Genomic DNA, 22511 nt, shown 5'->3' on the forward strand with positions numbered 1-22511 from the left:
GACGAGAACATGCGCGTGATTTTAATCACCTTATTCGGCGCATTGAGCCTCGCCAGCACCGCTAACGCCGAACCGGTTCACGTCTTCGGCCCCGGCGGCCCCGCACCTGCGATGAAGGAAGCGGCTGCGGTGTACTCCCGTCAGCAGGGGGTGGAAGTCGATGTTGTCGCAGGCCCCACGCCTCAATGGATCGATCAGGCCCGCAGCAATGCAGACATCATTTTCAGCGGCTCCGAAACCATGATGACCGACCTGCAGAATGCGATGGGTGGTCATATCGATCCCGGAACCATCACCCCGCTCTATCTTCGCGTTTCGAGCATTCTGGTTCGGCCAGGAAATCCCCGGCACATCGGCGGTCTTTCCGACCTGTTCAAGCCCGGTCATCGCATCGTTGTGGTCAACGGGGCCGGTCAGAATGGCCTTTGGGAAGATATGGCAGGCAGGACGGGCGACCTTCGCAAAGTCGCCGGCCTGCGCGGCAATATCGTACGCTATGCCAAGACCAGCGCTGAAGCGAAATCGGCATGGACCGAAGACCCCTCGCTCGACGCCTGGATCATCTGGGGCATCTGGCAGCGCGCGAACCCTACGCTTGCCGACGCGATAGCTGTCGAGCCGGAATATCGCATTTACCGGGATATGGGCGCCGGCCTCACGCGCAAAGGTATCGCAAACAAGGACGCACAGGGCTTCGTTCGGTGGCTATCGACGCCAGAAGCCGGGAAGATATTTGTCAAATGGGGCTGGGTTGATCCTGCTGGCCCGAAGCCAGCGACGGGAGGCCGTTGATTATGTTCGACGGGCTGGACCCGGTGATCCTGGCCCGTGCGCAATTTGCGTTCACGGTCAGTTTCCACTTCATTTTTCCGAGCTTCTCGATCGGCCTCGCCAGCTATCTGGCGGTCCTGGAGGGCCTGTGGCTGCGTACCGGCAAACAGGTCTATCTCGACCTCTTCCAATACTGGCTCAAAATCTTCGCGATCGCGTTTGGCATGGGCGTCGTGTCAGGCATCGTAATGTCCTACGAGTTCGGCACGAACTGGTCGGTGTTCTCGACGAAGGCCGGGCCGGTGATTGGCCCGCTCATGGCCTATGAGGTTCTTACGGCGTTCTTCCTTGAAGCTGGATTCCTTGGCGTGATGCTCTTCGGACGCTCCAAGGTCGGCCCCCGCCTGCATTATGTCGCGACATGCATGGTGGCGCTTGGCACGCTGATCTCCGCGACCTGGATCATCAGCGTCAACAGCTGGATGCAAACGCCCACCGGGTTCGCGATAAATGCCAAGGGTCAGTTTGTCCCGGCAGGATCGTGGCTGACAATCATCTTCAATCCCAGCTTCCCCTTCCGGCTCGTCCATACCGTGATTGCGTCCTATCTGACGACCTCGCTTGTCGTAGGGGCAGTGGGCGCCTGGCATTTGCTGCGCAAACGTGAAGATCTCCACGCCCGAAAGATGTTCTCGATGGCGATGTGGATGGCCGCCATCGTCGCGCCGATCCAAATTTTCGCCGGAGATATGCATGGGCTCAATACGCTCGAGCACCAGACCCCGAAGGTTCTGGCGATGGAGGGGCATTATGAAGCCAGCCCGAAAGGGGCGCCGCTCATTCTGTTCGGCTTTCCCAGCAATGCCGAGGGCCGCGTGAATTACAAGGTGGAGGTCCCCAAGCTCAGCTCCCTCATCCTTCGTCACGATCTAAACGCGCCGCTGCCGGGCCTGAAGGACTATCCCCGTGATCGCTGGCCACCGGTACCCATCGTTTTCTGGTCGTTCCGGATCATGGTCGGTTTGGGTTTCGCCATGCTTGGCCTTGGCTTGGTCAGCCTTTTGGCAAGGGTTCGCAAACGTCTCTACGACTGGACCTTGCTGCATCGGTTTGCCATCGTGATGGGACCTACGGGGTTCGTCGCGGTCATCGCCGGTTGGGTCACGACCGAAGTCGGCCGTCAACCTTACACCGTTTACGGCCATTTGCTGACCGCACAATCGCACTCACCGCTTGCGGCACCCGCAGTGGCTGCCTCACTTCTCGCGTTCATCCTGGTCTATTTTTTCGTATTTGGCGCGGGGGTATTTTACATTTTCAGGCTGATGGCCCGCACCCCGGTAGTGGGCGAGAGCGAGCCTACCCACGACCCGGCGCGCGCGGCCGGCATTACGCCAGCCCCGGCGATCGATGCTGAAAGCGGAGGTAGAGGCTGATGTGGTTCGATCCCGATCTTACAATCATCTGGGCCGCGATCATTGCCTTTGCGATCTTCGCTTATGTCGTGATGGATGGCTTCGACCTCGGCATCGGCATTCTTTTCCCTTTCTTCGATGTTGGCGAAGAGCGGGATCAGGCGATGAACTCGATCGCGCCGGTCTGGGATGGCAACGAAACCTGGCTGGTATTGGGAGGGGGCGGCCTTCTGGCGGCTTTTCCCGTCGCATATGGCATCATCTTGCCTGCCACCTATCCGCTGATGATCGCCATGCTTCTCGGCCTCGTGTTCCGCGGGGTCGCATTCGAGTTCCGTTGGCGCGATCCGAGCCATCGACCATTGTGGGACGCGGCATTCACAATGGGCTCGCTGGTAGCGACGTTAGCGCAGGGCATCACTCTGGGCGCGCTGCTGCAGGGGATCGAGGTTTCTAACGACGCGTATGCAGGGGGCTGGCTGGACTGGCTTTCGCCGTTCAGTCTTCTGACCGGCGTGTCGCTCATCATCGGCTACGCTTTGCTTGGTGCAACATGGCTTATCTGGAAGACCGAAGGCCGCGCGCAGGAGCATGCGTTTCGGCTATCCTTCAGGTTTGGGATCGCCATGCTCGTGGCCGTCGCGGCGGTAAGTGCCGCAACACCCTTTCTGCACTACCAATATTGGCGCAGCTGGTTCGCTCTGCCTGGCGTCTTCCTGACAGCTCAAGTGCCGCTGCTGGTACTGATCAGCGCGTTTCTTTTCTTCCGCTGCCTGCGGCGACGCGCTGAGCGTGCGCCATTTCTGTTGGCGCTAATGCTCTTCCTGCTGGGCTTCGCGGGGCTTGCGATTAGCATGTATCCCTATGTCGTTCCTGACCAGATCACGATCTGGGACGCCGCTGCGCCGCACGACAGCCAGCTATTCATGCTCGTGGGAACCGCTGTGATCATCCCAGTGATCATCGCCTACACTGTCTGGGCATATTGGGTGTTCCGCGGAAAAGTCGGCACGCATGGATACCATTGATGAAGAAGCAATCGACGCTTCTGTCGCGCTTGGCCTGGATGGGCGGAATCTGGGCCGCGAGCGTAGCAGCACTTGGCGTGGTCGCGTGGCTTTTGCGAGCTTGGATCTTGGGCCTGTGAGGCCGCGTTCATCTCGATATGGCGATCGCCCACAGCGGGGCGTGGATTTCCCAAGATCAGCAAAGTGAGGTGTGCTTATGATCATTCGCCCCATCAAGTCCGAGGGACTTGCCCATCTCTCCTACCTCATTGGTGACGGCAGCAAGGCGGCGGTGATCGATCCGAGGCGCGATTGCAGCTGTTATCTGGAGATGGCCCGTGCTGCGGGTATGGAGATTACGCACATCTTCGAAACGCATCGCAACGAGGATTTGATATCGGGCGCCCCCATCCTCGCCGGCCTGACCGGAGCCAGGGTTCTGCACGGACCTAACCCCGCTCGGCCCGTTCAATATGCGCAGACCGCGCGCGACGGGGACTGCTTCGCGATCGGAGGAGACCTGACGATCACGGCCATGGAAACGCCCGGGCATACCGATGACCATCTGGCCTATGTCATCCACGACAAGGGCTATCCTGATGGAGCCGTCGGCGTTTTCACAGGCGACGCGCTCTTTGTCGGCGACGTGGGGCGAACCGATTTCTATCCCGAAAGGGCTGAGGAAGTTGCAGGATTGCTATTCGACAGCCTCGGCAAATTGCTGGCGCTGGGCGACCAGGCCATCGTCTACCCGGCCCACGGCGCAGGATCAGTCTGCGGGTCGGGGATGGGGTCGGTACATAGAACGGACCCAGATATACGCTAAGCGCCGGCAGGCCAGCTCAGGCGGCGTAAATCACCCGTTTGTCGTGCATCCAGGATGGCGACAGGGTTTTCCGCCGTAATCTACGCCTTCTGGGACAAGGGCGTCGTCCCGGCACGGTCTGCCGAACGACAGCTACTGCCAGATCCGGCCGCTCGTGGGCGATGTCCCGTCCTACTATGGCGCAAATCTGGTAGAGTGCGGTCAGACAGGTTTCAGGAAGGAGATGGCGATCGCGGGCGGTCCCAAAAAGGATGGCGTTTTGAGAATGCCGATGCGTACCTACCGCCGCTGCAACCCGATCACGTCCAACAGCGCATCCGCGGCTTTCGTGCGATAGCGTTCCTTATGCCGCAGCCCGAAGAAGGGGCGAGGAGCGAATGTGATCGGTGCGACGTGCAACAGACCTGCCTTGATGGCCGGGTCGACCACTAGCGCCGACAGGACAGCAACGTCCGCCCCAGCCTCCACGGCCGTTCGGTCGCTTTCATTAGACGGCATCGTCAGCGCCACGTCGAGGGCAGCCGGATCGACTCCCAAGCTGCGCAACTCGCTATTCAACGTCGATCGCGTGCCTGATCCAGGCTCCCGTTGCCCCCAGCGTGCTCGTCGCAGCCATGTCACGTCGATGTCGGCGTCGCCGAAAGGCTGTGCTCCGACGAGCGACAGCCGGTCTTCGCCGATCGGCCAATGCGCCAACGCCGGGTTGTCGATCTCGCCCTCGACAATACCCAGATCGGCCTTGCCGTCATAGACGCGTGCCGCGGCCTGCCCGGTGTTGCCGATCGACAGTTCGATACTAATCGCCGGATAGCGCTCATGGAAAGCCGCAAGGATGGGCGGCAACCAGTAGGCGGCGATGGTCTGGCTGGCGACGAGGCGCAGCGTGCCCCGCTTCAGCCCGCCAAGCTCCTCCAGCACCGTCTCGGCCGCGTCGGCCCGCGCAAGAACTCCGCGAGCCTCGGTCAGGAACAGCCGTCCGGCCTCTGTCAGAGCGATGCCGCGCCCGACGCGGTGGAAGAGCTTGGTTGCGTGTCGCTCCTCAAGCGAGGCGATGGCTGCGGAAGCCTCTGACTGCGTGACGTTTAAGGCCGCGCCGCGACGGTCATATGCTTGCGCTCGGCCACGCCGACGAAGATGCGCAGTTGCTCCAGTGTCACACCGCACCTGATATAGAAACCGATCACGATTGACGATCGGAATGACAACAAGGCTAAGTTGGAGCGATCGGTAGGCAGGGTTTAGATCGTGCGACGGAAGGAACACCGCCGTGGCCAGTTTTGCCTATCCCGATCGTATATTCCCTACCGTCCAGACTAGCAGATTGCCCGCGCTGCTGCCCGGCGTCGGCCTCTGCCTCGCCGTCACCGGCTCGGCCTACGCGCTGGAGGCGGGCGAGCGCGCACTGGCCGGCAAGGCGTGGCTGGAGGCGCTGGTGCTCGCCATCCTGATCGGCACCGCCGTGCGCAGCCTGTGGACCCCGGATGAAAGGTGGCACGAAGGCATCGCATTCAGCGCCAAATACTTACTGGAGGTGGCGGTCGTCCTGCTCGGTGCTTCGGTCAGTGCCGCGACCATCTTGGCGGCCGGGCTGCCGCTCCTCGCCGGTATCGCCGGCGTGGTCGTGAGCGCAATCCTGCTCAGCTTTGGGATCGGCCGATTGCTCGGCTTGCCGACGCGGATGGCGCTGCTGGTGGCTTGCGGCAATTCAATCTGCGGCAACTCCGCCATCGCGGCCGTGGCACCGGTAATCGGCGCCGACAGCGACGACGTAGCTGCCTCGATCGCGTTCACGGCGGTACTGGGTGTGGTGGTAGTGCTTGGCCTGCCACTGCTCGGGATTGCGCTCGGCATGGGCGGGCTCGCCTTCGGGGCGCTCGCCGGGCTCACTGTCTATGCCGTGCCGCAGGTGATCGCAGCCGCCTCGCCGTTGGGCGCCACCGCCGTGCAGATGGGTACGCTCGTCAAGCTGGTGCGCGTGCTGATGCTCGGGCCGGTGTGCCTTGTTCTGTCGCTGGTGGCGCCTCGTCTCGCGCCGCAGTCGGTTCCCGAAGGCGAGTTCATCGCCGGTGCGCCTACGGCCAAGCGGATGGACCTCGCCCACCTCGTGCCCTGGTTCATCATCGGCTTCCTCGCACTGGTCGCCTGCCGCTCGCTGGGTCTGGTGCCGACCGTCGCCATCGCGCCGATCGGCCGGAGCGCCACGCTGCTGACCGTCGTTTCCATGGCGGCGCTCGGGCTCGGCGTGGACGTCCGCACCGTCGCCAAGGCCGGGGGCCGCGTGACCATGGCCGTCGTGTTGTCGTTGCTCGGCTTGGCCGCGATCAGCCTGACGCTGCTGGCCGCGCTGCACATCGCATGATCGGGCAAGATAGTGAGGATGAGGCCGAGGCCAAACCGATTGTCAGGCGTTACAATAGCATGAGCGAGCTGATGATAGAGCGGAACCCCGAGCCCTACAACGCCGAGCCGGTGCCCGGCGCCTTGATCGAGCGGTTCTTGACGCCACAGAACCTGTTCTATGTGCGCAGCCATGGGCCCGTGCCGGACCTGCCGGCCGATCACCGGATTGAGGTGGGCGGGATCAGTGTGGGCGAGTGCTCCATCTCGATTGCGGAGTTGAAGGCGCGCTTTCCGGTCCGGACTGTCACGGCTGTGCTTCAGTGCGCCGGCAACCGCCGGACCGATCTCCAACAGGTGGGCAAGACTTCAGGCGATCCGTGGGACATAGGCGCGATCGGCAATGCCGAGTGGACGGGCGTGCGGCTCGCAGACCTGTTGGATGCAGTTGGAGCATCGGACGCGTCCAACCTGTTCGTCTGCTTCACCGGCGCTGACGAGGTGGATGTGGAAGGCGAGGTGGCACCGTTCGGCGTCTCGATCGCTATGACCAAGGCGCGGGCGCCCGACGTGCTGCTCGCCTGGGCGATGAACGGCGAACCGCTGGCATCCGAGCACGGTGCGCCGTTGCGTCTGGTCGTGCCAGGCTATGCTGGCGTGCGTAGCGCCAAGTGGCTGACCCGGATCGAGGTCAAGGACACGCCCTCCGAGGCGCCGATCCAGGCGCACGATTACAAGCTTTTTCCGGCCGACGTGACCAGCGAGACGGCGGACTGGACGCAAGGGCTGACGATCAACGCCATGCCGCTCAACGCCGCGATCTGCTCGCCTGGTTCGGGCGAGAGTCTGCCCGCGGGCAAGGTCCGGATCGAGGGCTATGCCGTCGCCTATGAGCGCGACGTGTCGCGGGTAGAGGTGTCGCTGAACGGCGGTCGAGACTGGCGGCAGGCCGATTTCTCCGACGATCCGGACGGGCAGTGGAGCTGGCAGCGCTGGTCGCTCGATGCGGAACTGCCCAAGGGGCGCCAGCACCTTGTGGTGCGCGCGTTCGACGATGCGGGCCAGGGTCAGCCCGAACTACCCGATACGATGTGGAACTTCGCCGGATACCTCTGCACGGCCTGGCACCACGTCCACGTGCTGGTCGAGTGAATCCGCCGCCTTTGTCGGTCGATCTCGCCTTCTGGGTCGACGCGATCGGCAGGATGATCGTGGCGACGGCGGCCGGCATGACGCTCGGCTGGGAACGGTCACGCGAGAACCGACAGATCATGGGTCTGCGGACGCTGGGGCTGGTCGGGCTCGCGAGTTGCATCGCCGTCCAGGCGATCGTCCACAGCGGCTTGCCGAACGTGAACGCCGATGCAGCAGGTCGAGTGATGCAGGGCATCCTATCCGGCGTCGGCTTCATCGGCGCGGGCGCGGTCCTGCGCGTTGGCAGCGGGCAGGAGGTGCACGGGCTAGCAACGGCGGCGTGCATCTGGGTGTCAGCGACGCTCGGAGCGGCAGCGGGATTGGCGGTGTGGCCACTACTTGTGGGCGGTCTGCTGCTGGCGATGCTAGTGTTGTTCGTCGGCGCACCGCTCGAACGCCGTATCCGCGAACGCGCTCGGCAGACCCCGGCCGAAGCGGACCGGCGGGACGCCGAGCAGAAACCCTGAATAATCCTTGGCGCGAAACGGTGTACCAGTAGTTTTGCAGACGGAGGACTTCATGAGCGATATCGACAAGAAGAAGCCCACCACGCAAGAATCGGCCGAGATTCTGGAGCTGGAGGAGTCGGTCCGCGCCAAAGACAAGGCGAAGGTTGACAACGTCAAGGAAGATGATCGCTCCTGAGCCGGTTGGCGCCGCTAAGCCGGGCTGAAGGAGCGAACGAGAGCGAGGCCGCCGAACAGCGCGAGCACGCCCAGCCCAACCGATCCGACAACATAAAGGGCGGCTTGCCCGACTTCGGCTCTCTCCTAAAGCAAGGCCGCTTCCAGCGAGAAGGTCGAGAAGGTCGTGACGCCGCCCAGCCCGCCGGTGGTGAGGAACAATCGCCATCCCCGGCTCGATCCGCTCCGCAACAGGAACCAGCCGTCCAGCAGACCCATAAGGAATGAGCCGAGCACGTTGATGATGGGCGTTCCGATCGGCAGGTCGGGGCCGAACAGGCGCAGGCTGAGGCCGTTCAGCCCATACCGCAGCATGCCGTCGGAACCAGTCCCGGCGAACATAATCAGGTATGGCCCCATGCCTCAGCCAGCCAGCTCGGCCGTATCCGCATCTTCCTGGCGCAAGCCCGCCGGGCTGACCGTCCAATGCTCCAGGTGCTTGTAGACGATGACCTTGTTCGCAAGCAGGTCGCCGTGCGCCCGGCAGAAGCCTTCGAGCTGCTCGCGCTGGCCGATCAGTTCGACACACATGGTGAGGTGCGGATCGGCGATCTCGGCGCCGTTCTCACGCACCGGGCCGTGGTTGCTGTAGCCGTAGTGGGTATGGTGGGCGACAGCGTTCATGATTCCGTCCGCCTTGGCCTGCGCGACGAGCGTTCGGTCGAGCGGCTTGGCAGCCCAGCGTGAGCGCGTGCCCGGCTTTACCGCCTTGTCGGCTGGCTTCATGTAGATGCGGACCAGCCGATCTCGGTCTGCGACACGTGGTGGGCGTCGGACATGGATAAGCCTTCCGTGGGGTGAGGAGCGAACAGGTCTGAAAGGTCGGGCACGGGACGGAGCGCGCGCGCATCGCGCAGCGTCAGGTCCGGCGGCAGGGTGCTGCCCGCCCGCTTCGGCACCGCCACCCGTTGCGACAGGTAGATGCCGTTATGCCCGGAGCAGGCGTAAGCGACGAAACAGGCGACCGCGACCGGCACTGCGGTCTCGGCGCCGAACAGCTCGACGCCCATGATCGTGCAGGCCAGCGGCGTATTGGCCGCGCCCGCGGGGCGTTATGCCGGCGCGGTCGATCAGCTCGACCAGCAGCGCGCGCGAGGGCGGAGTTTTCAGATATTCGACCACGTGCGGTTCGATGCCGGCATTGCGGATCAGGCCGAGCGTGTTGCGCGACGTGCCGCACACGGGGTTGTGATAGATCACGATATCGACGGCCACGGGCGTCCTTTCAGCAGCAGGGGGTGAGTTCGGCGATCAGCGGGGCGCACAGCTCCGCGTTGCCGGCGCAGCAATCCTTGACGAGGAAGAGCGTTAGCGCGCGCAGGCCGTCGAGATCGGCACGATAGATGATCGAGCGGCTATGACGTTCGGATCGCACCAGCCCGCCACGGGCGAGGATGCCGAGGTGTGCGGACATTGTGTTTTGCGGTACGTCGAGCTGACGGGCGATTTTGCCCGCAGCCAAGCCATGCGGTTCGTGCCGCACCAACAGGCGGAACACGTCGAGGCGTGTTCCTTGTGCGAGCGCGCCGAGCGCTGAAATTGCCGTGTTGTTTTCCATATATCCAGAATAGCAGCTATATGGTTCCGGTACAGACGTTTATAGCACCAAGTAGGCAGGCAGTCGGCACCCTACGCTCTTTTCCGAAGTCCCCAACGAGTGGGGCGGGACCCCGCGGGCACGGCTCTATCGGCCCGCTGGGCGTGCCGACCGAGCCATCGTGCCGGCGTCTCGGCCCTGCCGGGTGACGATTATCGCGTAAGGTGTGCCACGTGGCGCACCTGCGAACGCGCAGGCGCGAGCAGTGTTTCGATTGGCGTCGACGCCCTCCCCCAGAGGCCACACCGCACAGCACTTCGCGCGCAGAACCGCGTGTCGTGAGTTGATGGGCTTAGCCTGATCCCCCCGATACGTCGGGCGCAGCCTTCGGATCGGGGTCTTGCGCCTTGCCCTTCGCGGCGCCCGGCTGCTTTGCGCTCATGGCGGTCAGATAAGCGACGATCGCCGGCACGTCGGCTGCGGCGACGGGGGCTTTGTAGACCTCGCGCATCTTGGTGACCTCCGCGGTCCACTGGTCGGCGGAGAGTGGCGGCTGGTTCAGCGCCATGCTCGCCGAATGACACGAGGTGCAGTTCGCATTGATGACGTCGGCATGCGGGCCGGCGGGATATTGCCCTTCGTCGGTTGGGAGATCGACCGAAGTGGACGCCAGCGAGAAGCCGCGCGCCGAGACGCTTGGCGGCGGTGGTGCGGTCGGGGCGGCAGGCGGCGGGGCGACGCGGCTGTTCGGGGCACCAATCGCGAGCAGAAGAACGACGGTCGCGCCGACGAACCCGAACGACAGCGTGCCGATGGAAGGCGTTTTCATGGGGGAGCGCTCCTCAGCCGACGACGATGTTGGTGGTTTCGATGTTGCCGCGCATGAACCCGCCCGGGTTCCAGATCGGCGTCATCGGCTGCGCGATGCCGGCGGTGTTCCAGCAGCGCGACATCAGCCTGGTCGGGCCCGCATGCGTGAGCGGCACCTGCGCGTCCCAGCGGCGGAAACTGTATTTGCCGTGATCGGGGCCGAGCACTGTCTTGTACCAGGTCTTGCCGTTGTCGGTCGACACATCGACCTTGGCGACGCCGCAATCGCCCCCCATCGCAATGCCGCCCAGCGGGATTGACCGGTCGAACGCGATTGCCTGCCCTTCGTCGAGGCTCGTGACCCAGCTGCGCGGGATCATCTTGTTGATGGGCACGGCCGGGAAATCCTTCTGGCCAGGCCGCACGTTCGCGCCTGGAGTGTCAGGGATCTTGTACGCCTTGGCCATCCAGTAACCGTCGTCGGGTGCGGCGAGCACCTCGATGTCGTTCAGCATCTTGACCCAATAGGTCGAATACCAGCCGGGTACGATCAGCCGGACCGGGAAGCCGTTGAGGAGCGGCATCTGTTCGCCGTTCATCCCGAAGGCGAGCATCACTTCGCCGTCGCGTGCGTGGTCGATCGACAGCGACTTGGCGAAATCCGGTCCACCCGCGACCACCGGTTGGTCGAGCGCACCGAACCGCACCGCAACCGCGCCCGGCTTCACGCCGGCGATGTCGAGCACGTCGCGCAGGCGCACGCCGAGCCATTTGGCGTTGCCCATGGCCCCGTGACGCCACTGCGCACCGGCAACGGGCGGCTGGAACAGCGCACGCGAATTGCCCGAGCATTGGTTGATCGCCGCCAGCTCGACGCGTGGCAACTTCAGCAGTTGCGCGAGCGAGATCGACAGCGGCCGCGTGACCGCGCCGTGCACCTTGATCCGGAACGCCTCGACATCGATCGCGGTCGGAATGTCAGCCCAGTGCCAGCGGACGAAGAACTGGTCGTTTGGCGTGAAGACGTCGCCATTGAACACGCTCATCGGCGTTTCCAGCAAAGGCGGGTGGATACGCTGGAGGATCATGTTGCCCTTGCCGGGGAACGCACTGGTCATCGGCCGTTCCGACGGACCGCCCGGCAGGTGCAGATCGACCATGCTCTGCGCCAGCGCGGGTGCGGCGATCAGCGCGCCGCTGCCGATCGCGGCCTCTGCGAGAAAGCGACGGCGGTTCGTCGCCTGCGCCAGTTTCATATCCAGGCTGTCCACCAACATTCTCCCGTTTCTGTCATGTTCTGTATGCGCGACCCGTCCGCCTGTCTGCCCGGTACGGGTCGATCAGATTCGCCGGTTCGATCCGGCAGGACGATCGGTTTGGCCCATCAATTGGCTTGGGCAATGCAGGGCGACACGAACAGGTTGCCGCGCCAGCCGCCCGCGACCGTCTTAGCGCCGACCAGCAGCCACATTGCTGCGAGCGCCACTGTGAGGACAGTGCCGACGATCCCGAAAAAGCCGAGCTGAAGCGTCGTGCCGAGCTTGAAGGTGGCGACCGTGGAGACGCCAAGCGGGAAGGTATAGCCCCACCAGCCGAGGTTGAACGGAATGCCCGCGCGCCAGTAGCGGATCGTGATCAGCGTCGCGAGCGCCAGCCACCACAGACCGAAACCCCAGAGCAGCAGCCCGGCAATCGTGCCAATCCCCTGCGCTACCGCGCCGATCTGCCCCAGGCCGTTGGCGGCGAGGATCGCGGGCGCGTTGCTGCCGAGCACCAGCATCCCAAGCGCGCCGGTGCCAATCGGACCGAGCGCGAGCCAGCTCGAGGCGGCCATGCTCTCGTGCGGCAGCTTGTGCAGTGCCATCCGCAGGATCAGGATCGCGAGGATGCCGAACGCGACCGGCACTGAATAAGCCCAGAGCACATACGACGTTGCGAGCACGACGAACTGGTGATGCGCGTCCGCCAGATGCGGGGCGAGCAGGCCGCCGCTCGCACCTGCGACCTCCGCCGCGACCACCGGCAGCAGCCACACCGCGGTCATGCCGTCGAGCGAATGTTCGTGCCGAGTAAACATGAGGTAGGGGATCGCTACACCGCAGGCGAGCGACATCGCGACGTCGATCCACCACAATGTCTCGGCGATCGGGATCACGCCAGCGCCGAACCGCGGCAGGCCGAACGCCAGGAACCCGTTGATGATCGTCGCCAGCCCCATCGGGATCGTGCCGATGAACATCGACACGGTGTTGTGCCCGAAGATCCGCCGCGCCTCGTGTCCGAACATCGTCCAGCGCGCGGTGTAGAGCCCGGCGAACAGCGTGAAGAGCGCGATGTTGAAGTACCACAGCGCCTCGCCGACCGGGTGCAGCGATGCGCCGACGCCCGGCACCTGCGGCAAGGCGAGCGCGAGAATGCCGGTGCCCATCGTAGCGGCGAACCAGTTGGGGGTGAACTGCCGGATCATCTCGCGCGGGGAGTCGAGCCGGCTGAGGGGCTTCAGGCCATCGAGAACGGGTTTCAGATCGGCGGTCACTTGCCAGTCTCCTTGATGAGATCGGTCAGCGCATCGGCCGCCCGCGTTCGATACCGCTCTTTATGGCGCAGCGCGTAGAACGGACGCCGCGGCAGACCGAGCGGCAGATCGTGCAACGTGCCGGCCGCGATTGCAGGTGCGACGACATGCTGCGACAGCACCGCGACGCCCGCCCCGGCCTCGACCGCGCTACGTACCGCCTCGTTCGATGGTAGCATCAGCGCCACGGTGAGGTCCGACGGATCGACGCCGCGCTGGCGCAGCACCTCCTCGAACGACGAGCGCGTGCCCGATCCCTGCTCGCGGACGATCCAGCGTGCGGCGCGGATCCAGTCCTCGTCGATCGTGTCGGCTGCGCGGTCGCTTACCAGCACCATGCGGTCGTTCGCGACCGTCCAATGCGCGAGCGCGGGCTCGTCGATCACACCCTCGACGAAGCCGAGCTCGACCGCACCGTCGAGCACGCGCGCCGCGGCCCCCTCGGTGTTGTCGATCGCCAGTTCGATTGAGATCGCGGGGTAGCGCGCATGGAACGCGGCCAGCTGGCGGGGCAGCCAATAGCCCGCGATCGTCTGGCTTGCGACTAGCCGCAGAGTGCCGCGCTCCAGTCCTGCATATTCGGCCAGTGCAAGTTCCGCGCTGGCGGCACGGCCAAGCACTGCGCGTGCGTCGACCAGAAACATGCGGCCCGCTTCGGACAGTTCGATCCCACGGCCGACCCGGTGGAACAGCGGCACGCCGTGCCGGGCTTCCAGCGCGGCGATGGCAGCGCTTGCGGCTGACTGCGTCACATTGAGCGCTTCGGCCGCGCGCGTCATGTGCTCGCGCTCAGCGACACCGACGAAAATCCTGAGTTGTTCCAGGGTCATGCCCGATCTCCTTGCCCCAATGATAGGGAAAGGAGATCAATCGCACCAACCAAAGATTACGGTCATTCCAATCAGATATACCGGTCGTTCATTTCAGAATGTCGATAACCGCCTCACGTTCTTCGACCAGTTCGGCAATCGTGCGATCGAGCATCGTTCGCTGGAATGGATCGAGGATCAGTCCTTCGATACGCGCATACCCACCGCTTTTGCAGTGCACCGGCACGCCGCACACCAGCCCTTGCGGGATACCGTAGGAGCCATCTGACACCACGCCCATCGACACCCAATTGTCGCCTGCGCCGTGCACCCAGTCGCGTAGATGATCGATCGCCGCATTTGCGGCCGATGCGGCCGAGGACGCACCCCGTGCTTCGATGATCGCGGTTCCGCGCTGCGCAACGGTGGGGATCAACGTTTCGCGGTACCAAGCCTCGTCTCCAATACGGTCGGCGAGCTTTTGGCCATCGAGTTCGGCATTTCCCCAGTCGGCAAACATCGTCGGCGAATGGTTTCCCCAGACGACGAGCTTTGTAATCGCATCGACACCGACACCCGCTTTGGCCGCAAGCTGTCCCTGCGCGCGGTTGTGATCGAGGCGGATCATCGACGTGATGTTTTCGGCAGGGAAACCCGGCGCGCTTTGCGCAAGGATCCAGGCATTTGTGTTGGCGGGATTGCCGACGACCAGGATCTTGGCGTCGCGTTTGGCCACTGCGTCCAGCGCTGCGCCCTGCGTCTTGAAGATCGCTGCGTTGGCAGCGAGCAAATCACGGCGCTCCATGCCCTTCGAGCGGGGACGAGACCCGACCAGCATGGCCGCATCGATGTCCTTGAAAGCCACCATCGGATCATCAGTAATGATCACATCTGCCAGCAGCGGGAACGCGCAATCCTCCAGTTCCATGACCACGCCGCGTACTGCGTCCATCGCCTGCGGCACGTCGAGCAGTTGAAGGATAACGGGCTGGTCCGGTCCGAACACATCACCCTGCGCGACCCGGAAGAGCAGCGAATAGCAAATTTGTCCTGCGGCACCGCTGATCACGATCCTGACGGGGGGCTTGGTCATTTTGGAAAGGGCTTTCGTTGGGAGATTACAGACGGTGTAAGACCGATCAACGCGCCGCCAGGGCAAGCGCTGCATCGCGCCCGGATGGCACTAGATTGGCGAGACCTTTTCCTGATCTTACGGCACCAGGAACGTAGATCAGGCTTTGCACATCCGTACTGATCGGGATCGTCGACGCGGTGGTGTACGTCAGCGTGTCGATCCCAGCGACCTTGTTGGTTCCGGCCAGGCTGGCATAGATCCTCGTACCATCGCCCGACGGCCAAACCGCGGTCGGAGCCGCTTGTAGCGGGATGGTTGTCACAGCCTCCAGGCTGTCGGTTCTATAGACCTTGATTGCAGGTTGATCGCCGCCAACGCTGACATAGGCAAAGGAATCGTCCGCGCGCTGAGCGAAGTTGACCGCGCCCGTTGCTGGACCAGTGTTTATCACTTCGCGTACCGCAAACGGCGGTTTGGCAGCAAAGACCGTGGTCGTGCCGCTCTCGCGGCGTGTTGCCCAGATCTGTTTGCCATCTGGCGAGACCGCGTGAGAACGGCGGAGCAATATTCGGCCACGCTAGCGGCGGGATAGTCCTGCTGCGGGCGGCGTAAAAGTCGTCCACCTTGAAGCCTTTCTGCCAAGTCAGGGAGGTGTGGGGATCTACAGCGTGGAACTTTATCTTCAGGTCCGTTTGGCTTGCGCGGATGGCATGAGCCAACGGGCGGCGGCGAAGCGTTTCAATGTGTCGCGCGATACGGTGCGCAAGATGCTGTCGTTTTCATCGCCGCCGGGTTACCGGCGTCAGTCTGCACCGCAGCGCCCGAAGCTGGACGGGTTTGTGGGGATCATCGATGGATGGCTTGAGGGGGATCGCGGTGTCCCGCGCAAGCAGCGCCATACGGCGAAGCGGGTATTCGACCGTTTGCGCACCGAACATGGTTTTACCGGCGGCTATACGATCATCAAGGATTACATCCGGGAGCGCGAGCAACGCAGCCGGGAGATGTTCGTGCCGCTGGCGCACCCGGCGGGAGATGCGCAGGCCGATTTCGGGGAAGCGCTGGTGGAGATCGGCGGGGTGGAGCAAAAGGCTTACTTCTTCGCGCTCGATCTGCCGCACAGTGATGCCTGCTATGTGCGAGCCTATCCGGCGGCGGTGGCGGAGGCCTGGGTGGACGGACATGTCCATGCCTTCGCGTTCTTCGGCGCGGTGCCGCGCTCGATCGTCTATGACAACGATCGCTGCCTGGTGGCGAAGATCCTGCCAGACGGCACGCGCAAGCGTGCCACGCTGTTCAGCGCTTTCCTGTCGCATTACGTGATCCGCGACCGCTATGCCCGCCCGGGCAAGGGGAACGAGAAAGGCAATGTGGAAGGGCTGGTTGGTTACTGCCGCCGCAATTTCATGGTGCCGATCCCGAAGTTCCCGACCTGGGAGGCGTTCAACCTGTGGCTGGAGGAGCAATGCCGCAGGCGCCAGCAGGACAAGGTGCGCGGGGAGAGCGAGACGATCGGTGAGCGCTTGCAGCGCGATTTGGCGGCGATGCAGCCTCTGCCCGCTACACCCTTCGAGGCCTGCGATCAGACCGGGGGGCGGGTCTCCTCGCAATCCCTGGTGCGCTACAGGACCAACGATTATTCGGTTCCGGTGGCCTGGGGCCATCAGGAAGTCTGGATCAGGGCCTATGTCGATGCGGTGGTGATCGGATGCCGCAGCGAGGTCATCGCCCGTCACCCGCGTTGCCATGCCCGCGAGGAGGTTATCTTCGACCCGCTCCATTATCTCCCGCTGATTGAGCAGAAGATCAACGCATTCGACCAGGCGGCCCCTTTGCAGGGCTGGGACCTGCCCGAAGCGTTCGGGACGCTCCAGCGGTTGATGGAAGGGCGCATGCACAAACATGGCAGGCGCGAATATGTACAGGTGCTGCGCCTGCTGGAAACGTTCACCATCGCCGATCTCCAGGCGGCGGTGGAACAGGCCATCGACCTTGGCGCCATCGGCTTCGATGCCGTCAGGCACCTGGTCCTGTGCCGGGTCGAACGCGTGCCGCCCAGGCTGGACCTGGACGTCTATCCCTTCCTGCCACGCACGACGGTCGAGAAGACCTTTGCCAGAGCCTATATGAGCCTGCTGTCCGACAGGCAGGAGGCCGCATGAGCGATCAGGCACCGGAGATTCTTCTCGCTCACCATCTCAAGGCACTCAAGCTGCCTACGTGCCTGCGAGAGCATCACAAGCTCGCCCGGCAATGTGCCGCTGAAGGCGTCGATCATATCCGCTTCCTCGCCCGTCTCGTCGAGATGGAGATGATCGACAGGGAGCGTCGTATGGTCGAGCGGCGCATCAAGGCCGCGCGCTTCCCCGCCGTCAAAAGCCTCGACAGCTTCGACTTCGCCGCTATCCCCAGGCTCAACAAGATGCAGGTGCTCGAGATGGCGCGCTGCGAGTGGATCGAGCGGCGTGAGAACGCCATCGCTCTGGGGCCATCGGGCACCGGCAAGACGCACGTAGCTTTGGGGCTCGGGCTGGCAGCATGCCAGAAAGGACTGTCGGTGGGCTTCACCACTGCGGCGGCGCTGGTCAGCGAGATGATGGAGGCGCGCGACGAGCGGCGTCTCCTGCGCTTCCAGAAGCAGATGGCCGGATACAAGCTGCTCATCATTGACGAACTGGGCTTCGTACCGCTCTCCAAGACCGGTGCCGAACTGTTGTTCGAGCTGATCTCCCAGCGCTATGAGCGCGGCTCCACCTTGATCACCAGCAACCTGCCCTTCGACGAATGGACTGAAACCTTCGGATCCGAGCGCCTCACAGGCGCGCTCCTCGATCGTCTGACCCATCACGTCAGCATCCTCGAGATGAACGGCGAAAGCTATCGCCTCGCTCACAGCCGGGCCCGAAAGGCCAAAACCAGACCCTGAAAATCAAGCCAATGCCGGGGGGAGTGGCCTTCGGGCTACGCCCTCACGCCACTCCCCCCGGCATGTAACACCGTGGCCTGGTTTTACGCCGCCGAATGGCCGACTTTTGCTCCGCCGTTGACACTAGCGACCGCTGGCGTCGGCAACACCTGTTTTCTGTGCACTCGCGGCAGACTGCCTTTGGCCGGTAGGCGAATGTCGGGTTCAGAGAGCAGAAAGTGGGATAGCTGCCGCTCACACCCCGGCAGCAGCCGACCACGTCCGGCCATTTCGGCCTAATTCGAGGAACGGCCTATTTGGACGTAAGCAGCCATTCAGCAATCATAAACGATCAAAATGAGGCGCAATGTTGCGCTGCGGCAAACTTCTGGCTAAGGAAGCGGCAATCGCATGGACCCGGTGCAATTCCGGGTGGCTATTCCGGCCGCCGATCCGCCGGACAACGCACTTCGCACTCCAATATCACGCCGCTCTTCGAAAACGGCGCTGCTGCGATCTTTGCGGAATATCACATTGATGAACATCACACCCTTTGCCCGGTATCGTGCTGAATGGTGCAACGGTGCCGGTAGCGTGCGCCGCGATGTGCTTGCCGGTATGGTTGGCACTTTCGCGCTCATTCCCGAGGTTATTGCCTTTTCCTTTGTCGCCGGCATTGATCCCGAAGTCGGCCTTTTCGCATCTTTCGTGATCGGGATCGTCATCGCTATTGCCGGCGGCCGACCGGCGATGATCTCCGGCGCAGCTGGCTCGGTCGCACTCGTCGTAGCAGCTCTGGTTCACAGCCATGGCCTTCAGTACCTGCTTGCCGCGACGATCTTGGCTGGCATCCTTCAGATCGTCTTTGGCCTGCTCAAGCTGGACGTCCTGCTGCGGTTCGTGTCGCGGTCCGTCCGGACTGGCTTCGTGAACGCTTTGGCGATCCTGATCTTCTCGGCGCAAGTGCCGCAGATGCTGGGCGTAACCTGGCACACCTATGCGATGATCGCTGGCGGTCTCGGGATAATCTACCTGTGGCCCCGCCTGACGACGGCCATTCCGTCGCCGCTCATCTGCATCGTAATCTTGACGCTGATCAGCGTCGCTTTCCCGATGCCGGTTCACACCGTCGCTGACCTAGGTCGTTTGCCTGCGTCGCTTCCTTCGTTCCATATTCCCGACTTCCCGCTCACCCTGGAGGCGTTTCGGATTGTGGCGCCCTACGCTTTCGCGATGGCGGCAGTTGGCCTGCTGGAATCGATGATGACCGCGAGCGTGGTCGATGAGCTCACTGAAACGACCAGTTCAAAGGCGCGGGAATGTACGGGTCTTGGCCTCGCTAACGTAGCTGCCGGCCTCTTCGGCGGCATCGCGGGCTGCGGCATGATCGGTCAAACCGTCGGCAATGTGCGGTACGGTGGCCGAGGGCGCCTCTCGACCCTTGTTGCAGGCGTCTTCCTGCTGATCGTCATGGTTCCGCTGCGTCCTTGGATCGCCCAGGTGCCGGTTGCCGCGCTCGTCGCGATCATGATCATGGTGTCGATCAGCACATTCTCTTGGGGATCGCTGTCGGATCTTGCGCGACATCCCAAGGTCTCAGGGGTCGTCATGCTGGCCACGGTGGCGGTGACGGTCGCGACGCACGACCTCTCTGCCGGCGTGGCGGTCGGCGTGGTTCTCAGCGGCGTGTTCTTCGCCTTCAAAGTGACCAAGCTCATGCGCATCGAAGAAGACTTTGATCCTCTGACCGACACGCGGACCTATATCGTCTCCGGCCAGATTTTCTTCGCCAGCGCCGAGATTTTCGCGGACCAGTTCGACCTGCGCGACACGGCGCGAAACGTCCGGATCGATCTGACAGCGGCACATCTCTGGGATATCACGGCCGTGGGTGCGTTGGAGGACATCGTCACGAAGATGCGACGACATGATATACGGGTGGAATTGATCGGCCTCAACCAGGCCAGTGCGATCCTCGTCGATAGGCACGCACCAATTGTCCGCCAATCCACGGGCTGATGGTCTGCTTATGCCTATTATGATCGTCTGAGTTTCTGCAGCCGGAGCGCTTCAAATTCAGGTCGCTGCCGGGGCTTGCTCACCCCATTGAAACGCATGACGCGATCAGCGTTAGGAAAGATAAGCATTGGTTTGATGCCGGGTGAATCGATCAGCCCGTATCGTCGGAACGGCGCTATCTCGCCTCATTCGCGCTGGTTCGTTTCGCTCGCCGGCCAGACACCGAGCAAATCGCCTGTCTTGGAATTCTCGACGCGCAAGTCCGCGAAGTCGCCGATGATCATGCACTGCGGTCGTTCATGCAGCCCGGCCCGCTGGAAACATCGCACTGGTCCACCCGCCTCGGCTGATTGGAGGCGGCCAGTGATCCGCAAGGCAAATCCGCGTACGGCATCAAAATCGTCCGGCGCCATCCGCTTGACGATGTCGAGCCTGCGCGCGCTCTTGCCCGCATCGTCTCCAATAAGGCGGGCAATCGCCAATTCGCCCTGGGCCTGACCAGACGGATCGGTGTTGATCCCGCCGGAAAGTGGGGTGGCAGGGCACTCTGGGGCCGTCGACCAAGGCCTGGCGATCCAGAAGCCCTCAAACGCGGCCTTGCCTTCCCCGGTCTTGGTGATTCCCCATAGTGCGCGTTCCCACCGCACGGGGTTGATCCACACGCGCAAAGTCGACTTTGCTTCGTCATACCGCCATCCGAACGGCGCAGTGCGTTCGCCCTCGACCGGTCCCTCGCAGCCGAACGGTAGCATGAGATCGAAGCGCCGGCCCGCCGCTGCCTGCACCGCTTCCGGCAAGGGACGTGAAGCACTCGCCGCGTCGATCGCATCGGCGACTAGGTCGAGCAGTCCGGCCCGATCCAGAGTGGGGGGCGGCGCAATGGCGGTTGGCGCAGGCGGCGCTTCGCCTTGAGGCGTCAGAGCGGCCGCCACTGGAGGCGCAGGTTCGGGAGCCGTGGCGCGACCGATCAGGAAGCCGCCGCCACCCACCAGCAGCACCGCGGCAAGCCCGCCGGCCATGGCCAATCGACTGGAATGGGGGGTCGGCTCTTGCATAAGCCCCTCCTAGCAAAGCATCTTCCGCTCTCCCACCCCGAAGACCATTGGTGCGTCTTTCGTTGACAGACGGCGGCCATGAACCGAGGCAGGGAAGCCATGACGCTCGATCAACTTCTTACCCTCCTGGTTCTGGCGACGGTCGTCGCCGCGCTTGTCTGGGACAAGGTGCGAGCCGATGTGGCGGCGCTGAGCGGTGCAGCGTTCCTGCTAATCACGGGCGTGGTCAGACCGGTCGAGGTGCAGAGCGCCTTTGCCAGCCCCGCAATCATGGCGCTCGCATCGCTGTTCGTCATCGCCTACGCGCTGGAATTGAGCGGACTGCTGGACCGCGCGATTGTGTTGGGTGTCAACCTGTGCAAGCGCATGGGATCGAAAGGGATCTGGCTGCTCCTCACCATGATCGGCTGTGCCTCCTGCTTTCTCAACTCGACCCCCATCGTCGTGCTGGGTGCCCCCGTAATCCGTGACATCGCGCAGTCGCTGGGCCAGTCGCCCAAGCGATATCTGATGCCGCTTTCCTACATCACCGTGCTGACTGGCTGCTGCACGCTCATCGGCACCTCAACCAACCTGCTTGTCGACGACATGGCGCGCGTCGCGGGACAACCCCGCTTCGGCTTCTTCGAGATCACGCCCGTGGGTCTGCCCGTCGCGATCGTCGGCGGCCTCTACCTTCTGCTGGTGAGCGGGCATATGCTAGGTCGGCCCGAGGAGAAGACACAATCGCATCCCAAGGCGATCGACCCGCACGCGATTCACAGCGCTCAGGTCGGCGACGCCACGCTGTTCGCCAAGCCGCGCATCCTGCATCCGCGCAAGGCCGCACTGGCCGCCGGAATATTCGTGGGCGTCATCACGCTTGCCGCGTTGAACGTTGCGCCGATCGCCGCGACCGCGCTGACCGGGGCCGTCCTGCTCATTCTTCTGCGCGTGATCAGCCCGGACGAGGCCTATGCCGGCCTAAAGCCCGAAATCCTTATCCTGATCGCCGGGATGGTCGTGATCGGCATCGCCATGGACCAGAGCGGGCTGGCGTCGCAGGCGTCGGAACTGCTCATCGCCAGTGTGGAAGGGCTCAGTCCACTCGTCGCACTCATCGTGCTCTACGGCGTCACCATGGTCCTGACCGAACTTCTCTCCAACGCCACGGTCGCGGTATTAGTGACGCCTGTCGCCGTCGCGCTGGCCGATAGTCTAGGGGTCAGCCCGCGTCCCTTCCTAATCGCCGTCATGATGGCGGCCAGCGCGGCTTTCGCCACCCCGTTTGGTTATCAAACCAACGTCATCGTCTACCAGATGGCAGGCTACCGCTACATGGATTTTGTGCGCGTCGGGCTTCCGCTCAACCTGATCACTTTTGCCGTGGCCATCGTCGCGATCCAGTCGGCCTTTCCTTTCTAGAGCCGATTTATCTGACGTTCTTGCCGAAAAATTAGAAAGCGCCAACAGCAATGAGCAGCGCGAAAGTGAGCGCAGCCGATGCTCCAGAC

21 protein-coding genes, 5 pseudogenes and 1 other annotated feature are annotated in these 22511 nt (G+C 63.3%); of the genes and pseudogenes, 13 read left to right on the forward strand and 13 right to left on the reverse strand.

The window, feature by feature from the left end:
* Nucleotides 1-9: 9 nt before the first annotated feature.
* The 5 genes and pseudogenes from BES08_RS29765 to BES08_RS29780 form a co-directional block, all read left to right on the forward strand.
* A complete protein-coding gene (locus BES08_RS29765; RefSeq protein ID WP_069710272.1) occupies nt 10-792 on the forward strand; it encodes a substrate-binding domain-containing protein in 783 nt (260 codons plus the stop codon).
* Nucleotides 793-794: 2 nt separating this feature from the next.
* Nucleotides 795-2207: a cytochrome ubiquinol oxidase subunit I gene (locus tag BES08_RS29770; protein WP_069710273.1), complete on the forward strand. Its 1413-nt coding sequence runs from the start codon at nt 795-797 to the stop codon at nt 2205-2207.
* Nucleotides 2207-3214, forward strand: a complete 1008-nt coding sequence (gene cydB / locus BES08_RS29775; protein ID WP_069710274.1) for a cytochrome d ubiquinol oxidase subunit II — start codon at nt 2207-2209, stop codon at nt 3212-3214. Before BES08_RS29770 ends, cydB begins: the two co-directional genes overlap by 1 nt.
* Nucleotides 3214-3333: a DUF2474 family protein gene (locus BES08_RS32420; RefSeq protein ID WP_156800076.1), complete on the forward strand. Its 120-nt coding sequence runs from the start codon at nt 3214-3216 to the stop codon at nt 3331-3333. Before cydB ends, BES08_RS32420 begins: the two co-directional genes overlap by 1 nt.
* 77 nt (nt 3334-3410) lie before the next feature.
* Nucleotides 3411-3983, forward strand: a pseudogene (locus tag BES08_RS29780) (MBL fold metallo-hydrolase); the annotation flags it as partial.
* Nucleotides 3984-4298: 315 nt separating this feature from the next.
* Here BES08_RS29780 and BES08_RS29785 read toward each other — a convergent pair.
* A pseudogene (locus tag BES08_RS29785) lies at nt 4299-5176 on the reverse strand (LysR substrate-binding domain-containing protein).
* 110 nt (nt 5177-5286) lie between these two features.
* Between BES08_RS29785 and BES08_RS29790 the strand changes: the two are divergent.
* Genes BES08_RS29790 through BES08_RS34565 form a run of 4 tightly spaced genes read left to right on the forward strand, consistent with a single transcriptional unit; the run spans nt 5287 to nt 8195 of the window.
* Nucleotides 5287-6378, forward strand: a complete 1092-nt coding sequence (locus BES08_RS29790; protein WP_197524563.1) for a YeiH family protein — start codon at nt 5287-5289, stop codon at nt 6376-6378.
* Between the two features lie 59 nt (nt 6379-6437).
* Complete coding sequence (locus BES08_RS29795; protein ID WP_037535043.1) at nt 6438-7508, forward strand: sulfite oxidase; 1071 nt, start codon at nt 6438-6440, stop codon at nt 7506-7508.
* Between the two features lie 11 nt (nt 7509-7519).
* A complete protein-coding gene (locus BES08_RS29800; protein WP_051583498.1) occupies nt 7520-8017 on the forward strand; it encodes an MgtC/SapB family protein in 498 nt (165 codons plus the stop codon).
* Between the two features lie 52 nt (nt 8018-8069).
* A complete protein-coding gene (locus BES08_RS34565) occupies nt 8070-8195 on the forward strand; it encodes a hypothetical protein (protein WP_260171586.1) in 126 nt (41 codons plus the stop codon).
* 14 nt (nt 8196-8209) lie between these two features.
* On the opposite strand, the pseudogene crcB reads toward BES08_RS34565, so the two are convergent.
* The 11 genes and pseudogenes from crcB to BES08_RS29850 form a co-directional block, all read right to left on the reverse strand.
* Nucleotides 8210-8593, reverse strand: a pseudogene (crcB, locus tag BES08_RS29805) (fluoride efflux transporter CrcB).
* Between the two features lie 3 nt (nt 8594-8596).
* Entirely contained in the window at nt 8597-8959 is a 363-nt protein-coding gene (locus tag BES08_RS29810; protein ID WP_192239384.1) for a DUF190 domain-containing protein, read from the reverse strand.
* Nucleotides 8956-9279 (reverse strand): annotated as a pseudogene (locus BES08_RS32425) (hypothetical protein); the annotation flags it as partial. The gene BES08_RS29810 and the pseudogene BES08_RS32425, both read right to left, overlap by 4 nt.
* Nucleotides 9278-9448: pseudogene (locus BES08_RS34395) on the reverse strand (thioredoxin domain-containing protein); the annotation flags it as partial. The pseudogenes BES08_RS32425 and BES08_RS34395, both read right to left, overlap by 2 nt.
* 10 nt (nt 9449-9458) lie before the next feature.
* Nucleotides 9459-9791: an ArsR/SmtB family transcription factor gene (locus BES08_RS29820; protein ID WP_037535046.1), complete on the reverse strand. Its 333-nt coding sequence runs from the start codon at nt 9789-9791 to the stop codon at nt 9459-9461.
* 331 nt (nt 9792-10122) lie between these two features.
* Complete coding sequence (locus tag BES08_RS29825; RefSeq protein ID WP_037535047.1) at nt 10123-10599, reverse strand: hypothetical protein; 477 nt, start codon at nt 10597-10599, stop codon at nt 10123-10125.
* A gap of 13 nt (nt 10600-10612) precedes the next feature.
* On the reverse strand, nt 10613-11857 hold the full coding sequence (locus tag BES08_RS29830) for a molybdopterin-dependent oxidoreductase (protein WP_019054679.1): 1245 nt from the start codon (nt 11855-11857) through the stop codon (nt 10613-10615).
* Between the two features lie 107 nt (nt 11858-11964).
* A complete protein-coding gene (locus BES08_RS29835) occupies nt 11965-13047 on the reverse strand; it encodes a TDT family transporter (protein ID WP_231958561.1) in 1083 nt (360 codons plus the stop codon).
* Between the two features lie 65 nt (nt 13048-13112).
* Complete coding sequence (locus BES08_RS29840) at nt 13113-13985, reverse strand: LysR family transcriptional regulator (RefSeq protein ID WP_019054677.1); 873 nt, start codon at nt 13983-13985, stop codon at nt 13113-13115.
* Between the two features lie 88 nt (nt 13986-14073).
* On the reverse strand, nt 14074-15057 hold the full coding sequence (locus tag BES08_RS29845; RefSeq protein ID WP_069710277.1) for a malate dehydrogenase: 984 nt from the start codon (nt 15055-15057) through the stop codon (nt 14074-14076).
* A 46-nt stretch (nt 15058-15103) separates the two neighbouring features.
* Complete coding sequence (locus BES08_RS29850) at nt 15104-15604, reverse strand: YncE family protein (protein WP_069710278.1); 501 nt, start codon at nt 15602-15604, stop codon at nt 15104-15106.
* Between the two features lie 103 nt (nt 15605-15707).
* Between BES08_RS29850 and istA the strand changes: the two genes are divergently transcribed.
* From istA to BES08_RS29865, 3 genes are all read left to right on the forward strand, one after another.
* The gene (gene istA, locus BES08_RS29855; RefSeq protein WP_081799279.1) at nt 15708-17201 is read left to right on the forward strand and encodes an IS21 family transposase; all 1494 of its coding nucleotides are present in this window, start codon (nt 15708-15710) and stop codon (nt 17199-17201) included.
* Nucleotides 17198-17965, forward strand: coding sequence for an IS21-like element ISSsp5 family helper ATPase IstB (istB, locus tag BES08_RS29860; protein WP_036531279.1), 768 nt, complete (start codon nt 17198-17200; stop codon nt 17963-17965). The genes istA and istB overlap by 4 nt, the downstream gene beginning before the upstream one ends.
* Nucleotides 17966-18354: 389 nt before the next feature.
* Nucleotides 18355-18410: a sequence feature (sul1 is cis-regulatory element that is thought to sense ions involved in sulfur or methionine metabolism; They are found in Alphaproteobacteria), on the forward strand.
* Between the two features lie 71 nt (nt 18411-18481).
* Nucleotides 18482-19963 carry a SulP family inorganic anion transporter gene (locus BES08_RS29865; protein ID WP_069710279.1) on the forward strand — a complete coding sequence of 494 codons (1482 nt, stop codon included), beginning with the start codon at nt 18482-18484 and terminating at the stop codon, nt 19961-19963.
* A 185-nt stretch (nt 19964-20148) separates the two neighbouring features.
* Here BES08_RS29865 and BES08_RS29870 read toward each other — a convergent pair whose 3' ends face one another.
* Complete coding sequence (locus tag BES08_RS29870; RefSeq protein WP_231958552.1) at nt 20149-21018, reverse strand: hypothetical protein; 870 nt, start codon at nt 21016-21018, stop codon at nt 20149-20151.
* Nucleotides 21019-21117: 99 nt separating this feature from the next.
* On the opposite strand from BES08_RS29870, the gene BES08_RS29875 reads away from it, so the two are divergent.
* The gene (locus tag BES08_RS29875; protein WP_069710388.1) at nt 21118-22422 is read left to right on the forward strand and encodes an SLC13 family permease; all 1305 of its coding nucleotides are present in this window, start codon (nt 21118-21120) and stop codon (nt 22420-22422) included.
* Nucleotides 22423-22511 lie beyond the last annotated feature (89 nt).

The organism is Novosphingobium resinovorum (genome assembly GCF_001742225.1).
GTDB classification, from domain to species: Bacteria; Pseudomonadota; Alphaproteobacteria; order Sphingomonadales; family Sphingomonadaceae; genus Novosphingobium; species Novosphingobium resinovorum_A.

Coding starts and splice junctions, on each gene's coding strand:
- BES08_RS29765 (WP_069710272.1), top strand. CDS start 10: ATGCGCGTGATTTTAATCACCTTATTCGGCGCATTGAGCCTCGCCAGC.
- BES08_RS29770 (WP_069710273.1), top strand. CDS start 795: ATGTTCGACGGGCTGGACCCGGTGATCCTGGCCCGTGCGCAATTTGCG.
- cydB (WP_069710274.1), top strand. CDS start 2,207: ATGTGGTTCGATCCCGATCTTACAATCATCTGGGCCGCGATCATTGCC.
- BES08_RS32420 (WP_156800076.1), top strand. CDS start 3,214: ATGAAGAAGCAATCGACGCTTCTGTCGCGCTTGGCCTGGATGGGCGGA.
- BES08_RS29795 (WP_037535043.1), top strand. CDS start 6,438: ATGAGCGAGCTGATGATAGAGCGGAACCCCGAGCCCTACAACGCCGAG.
- BES08_RS34565 (WP_260171586.1), top strand. CDS start 8,070: ATGAGCGATATCGACAAGAAGAAGCCCACCACGCAAGAATCGGCCGAG.
- BES08_RS29810 (WP_192239384.1), bottom strand. CDS start 8,959: ATGAAGCCAGCCGACAAGGCGGTAAAGCCGGGCACGCGCTCACGCTGG.
- BES08_RS29820 (WP_037535046.1), bottom strand. CDS start 9,791: ATGGAAAACAACACGGCAATTTCAGCGCTCGGCGCGCTCGCACAAGGA.
- BES08_RS29825 (WP_037535047.1), bottom strand. CDS start 10,599: ATGAAAACGCCTTCCATCGGCACGCTGTCGTTCGGGTTCGTCGGCGCG.
- BES08_RS29830 (WP_019054679.1), bottom strand. CDS start 11,857: ATGTTGGTGGACAGCCTGGATATGAAACTGGCGCAGGCGACGAACCGC.
- BES08_RS29835 (WP_231958561.1), bottom strand. CDS start 13,047: ATGATCCGGCAGTTCACCCCCAACTGGTTCGCCGCTACGATGGGCACC.
- BES08_RS29840 (WP_019054677.1), bottom strand. CDS start 13,985: ATGACCCTGGAACAACTCAGGATTTTCGTCGGTGTCGCTGAGCGCGAG.
- BES08_RS29845 (WP_069710277.1), bottom strand. CDS start 15,057: ATGACCAAGCCCCCCGTCAGGATCGTGATCAGCGGTGCCGCAGGACAA.
- istB (WP_036531279.1), top strand. CDS start 17,198: ATGAGCGATCAGGCACCGGAGATTCTTCTCGCTCACCATCTCAAGGCA.
- BES08_RS29865 (WP_069710279.1), top strand. CDS start 18,482: ATGAACATCACACCCTTTGCCCGGTATCGTGCTGAATGGTGCAACGGT.
- BES08_RS29870 (WP_231958552.1), bottom strand. CDS start 21,018: ATGCAAGAGCCGACCCCCCATTCCAGTCGATTGGCCATGGCCGGCGGG.
- BES08_RS29875 (WP_069710388.1), top strand. CDS start 21,118: ATGACGCTCGATCAACTTCTTACCCTCCTGGTTCTGGCGACGGTCGTC.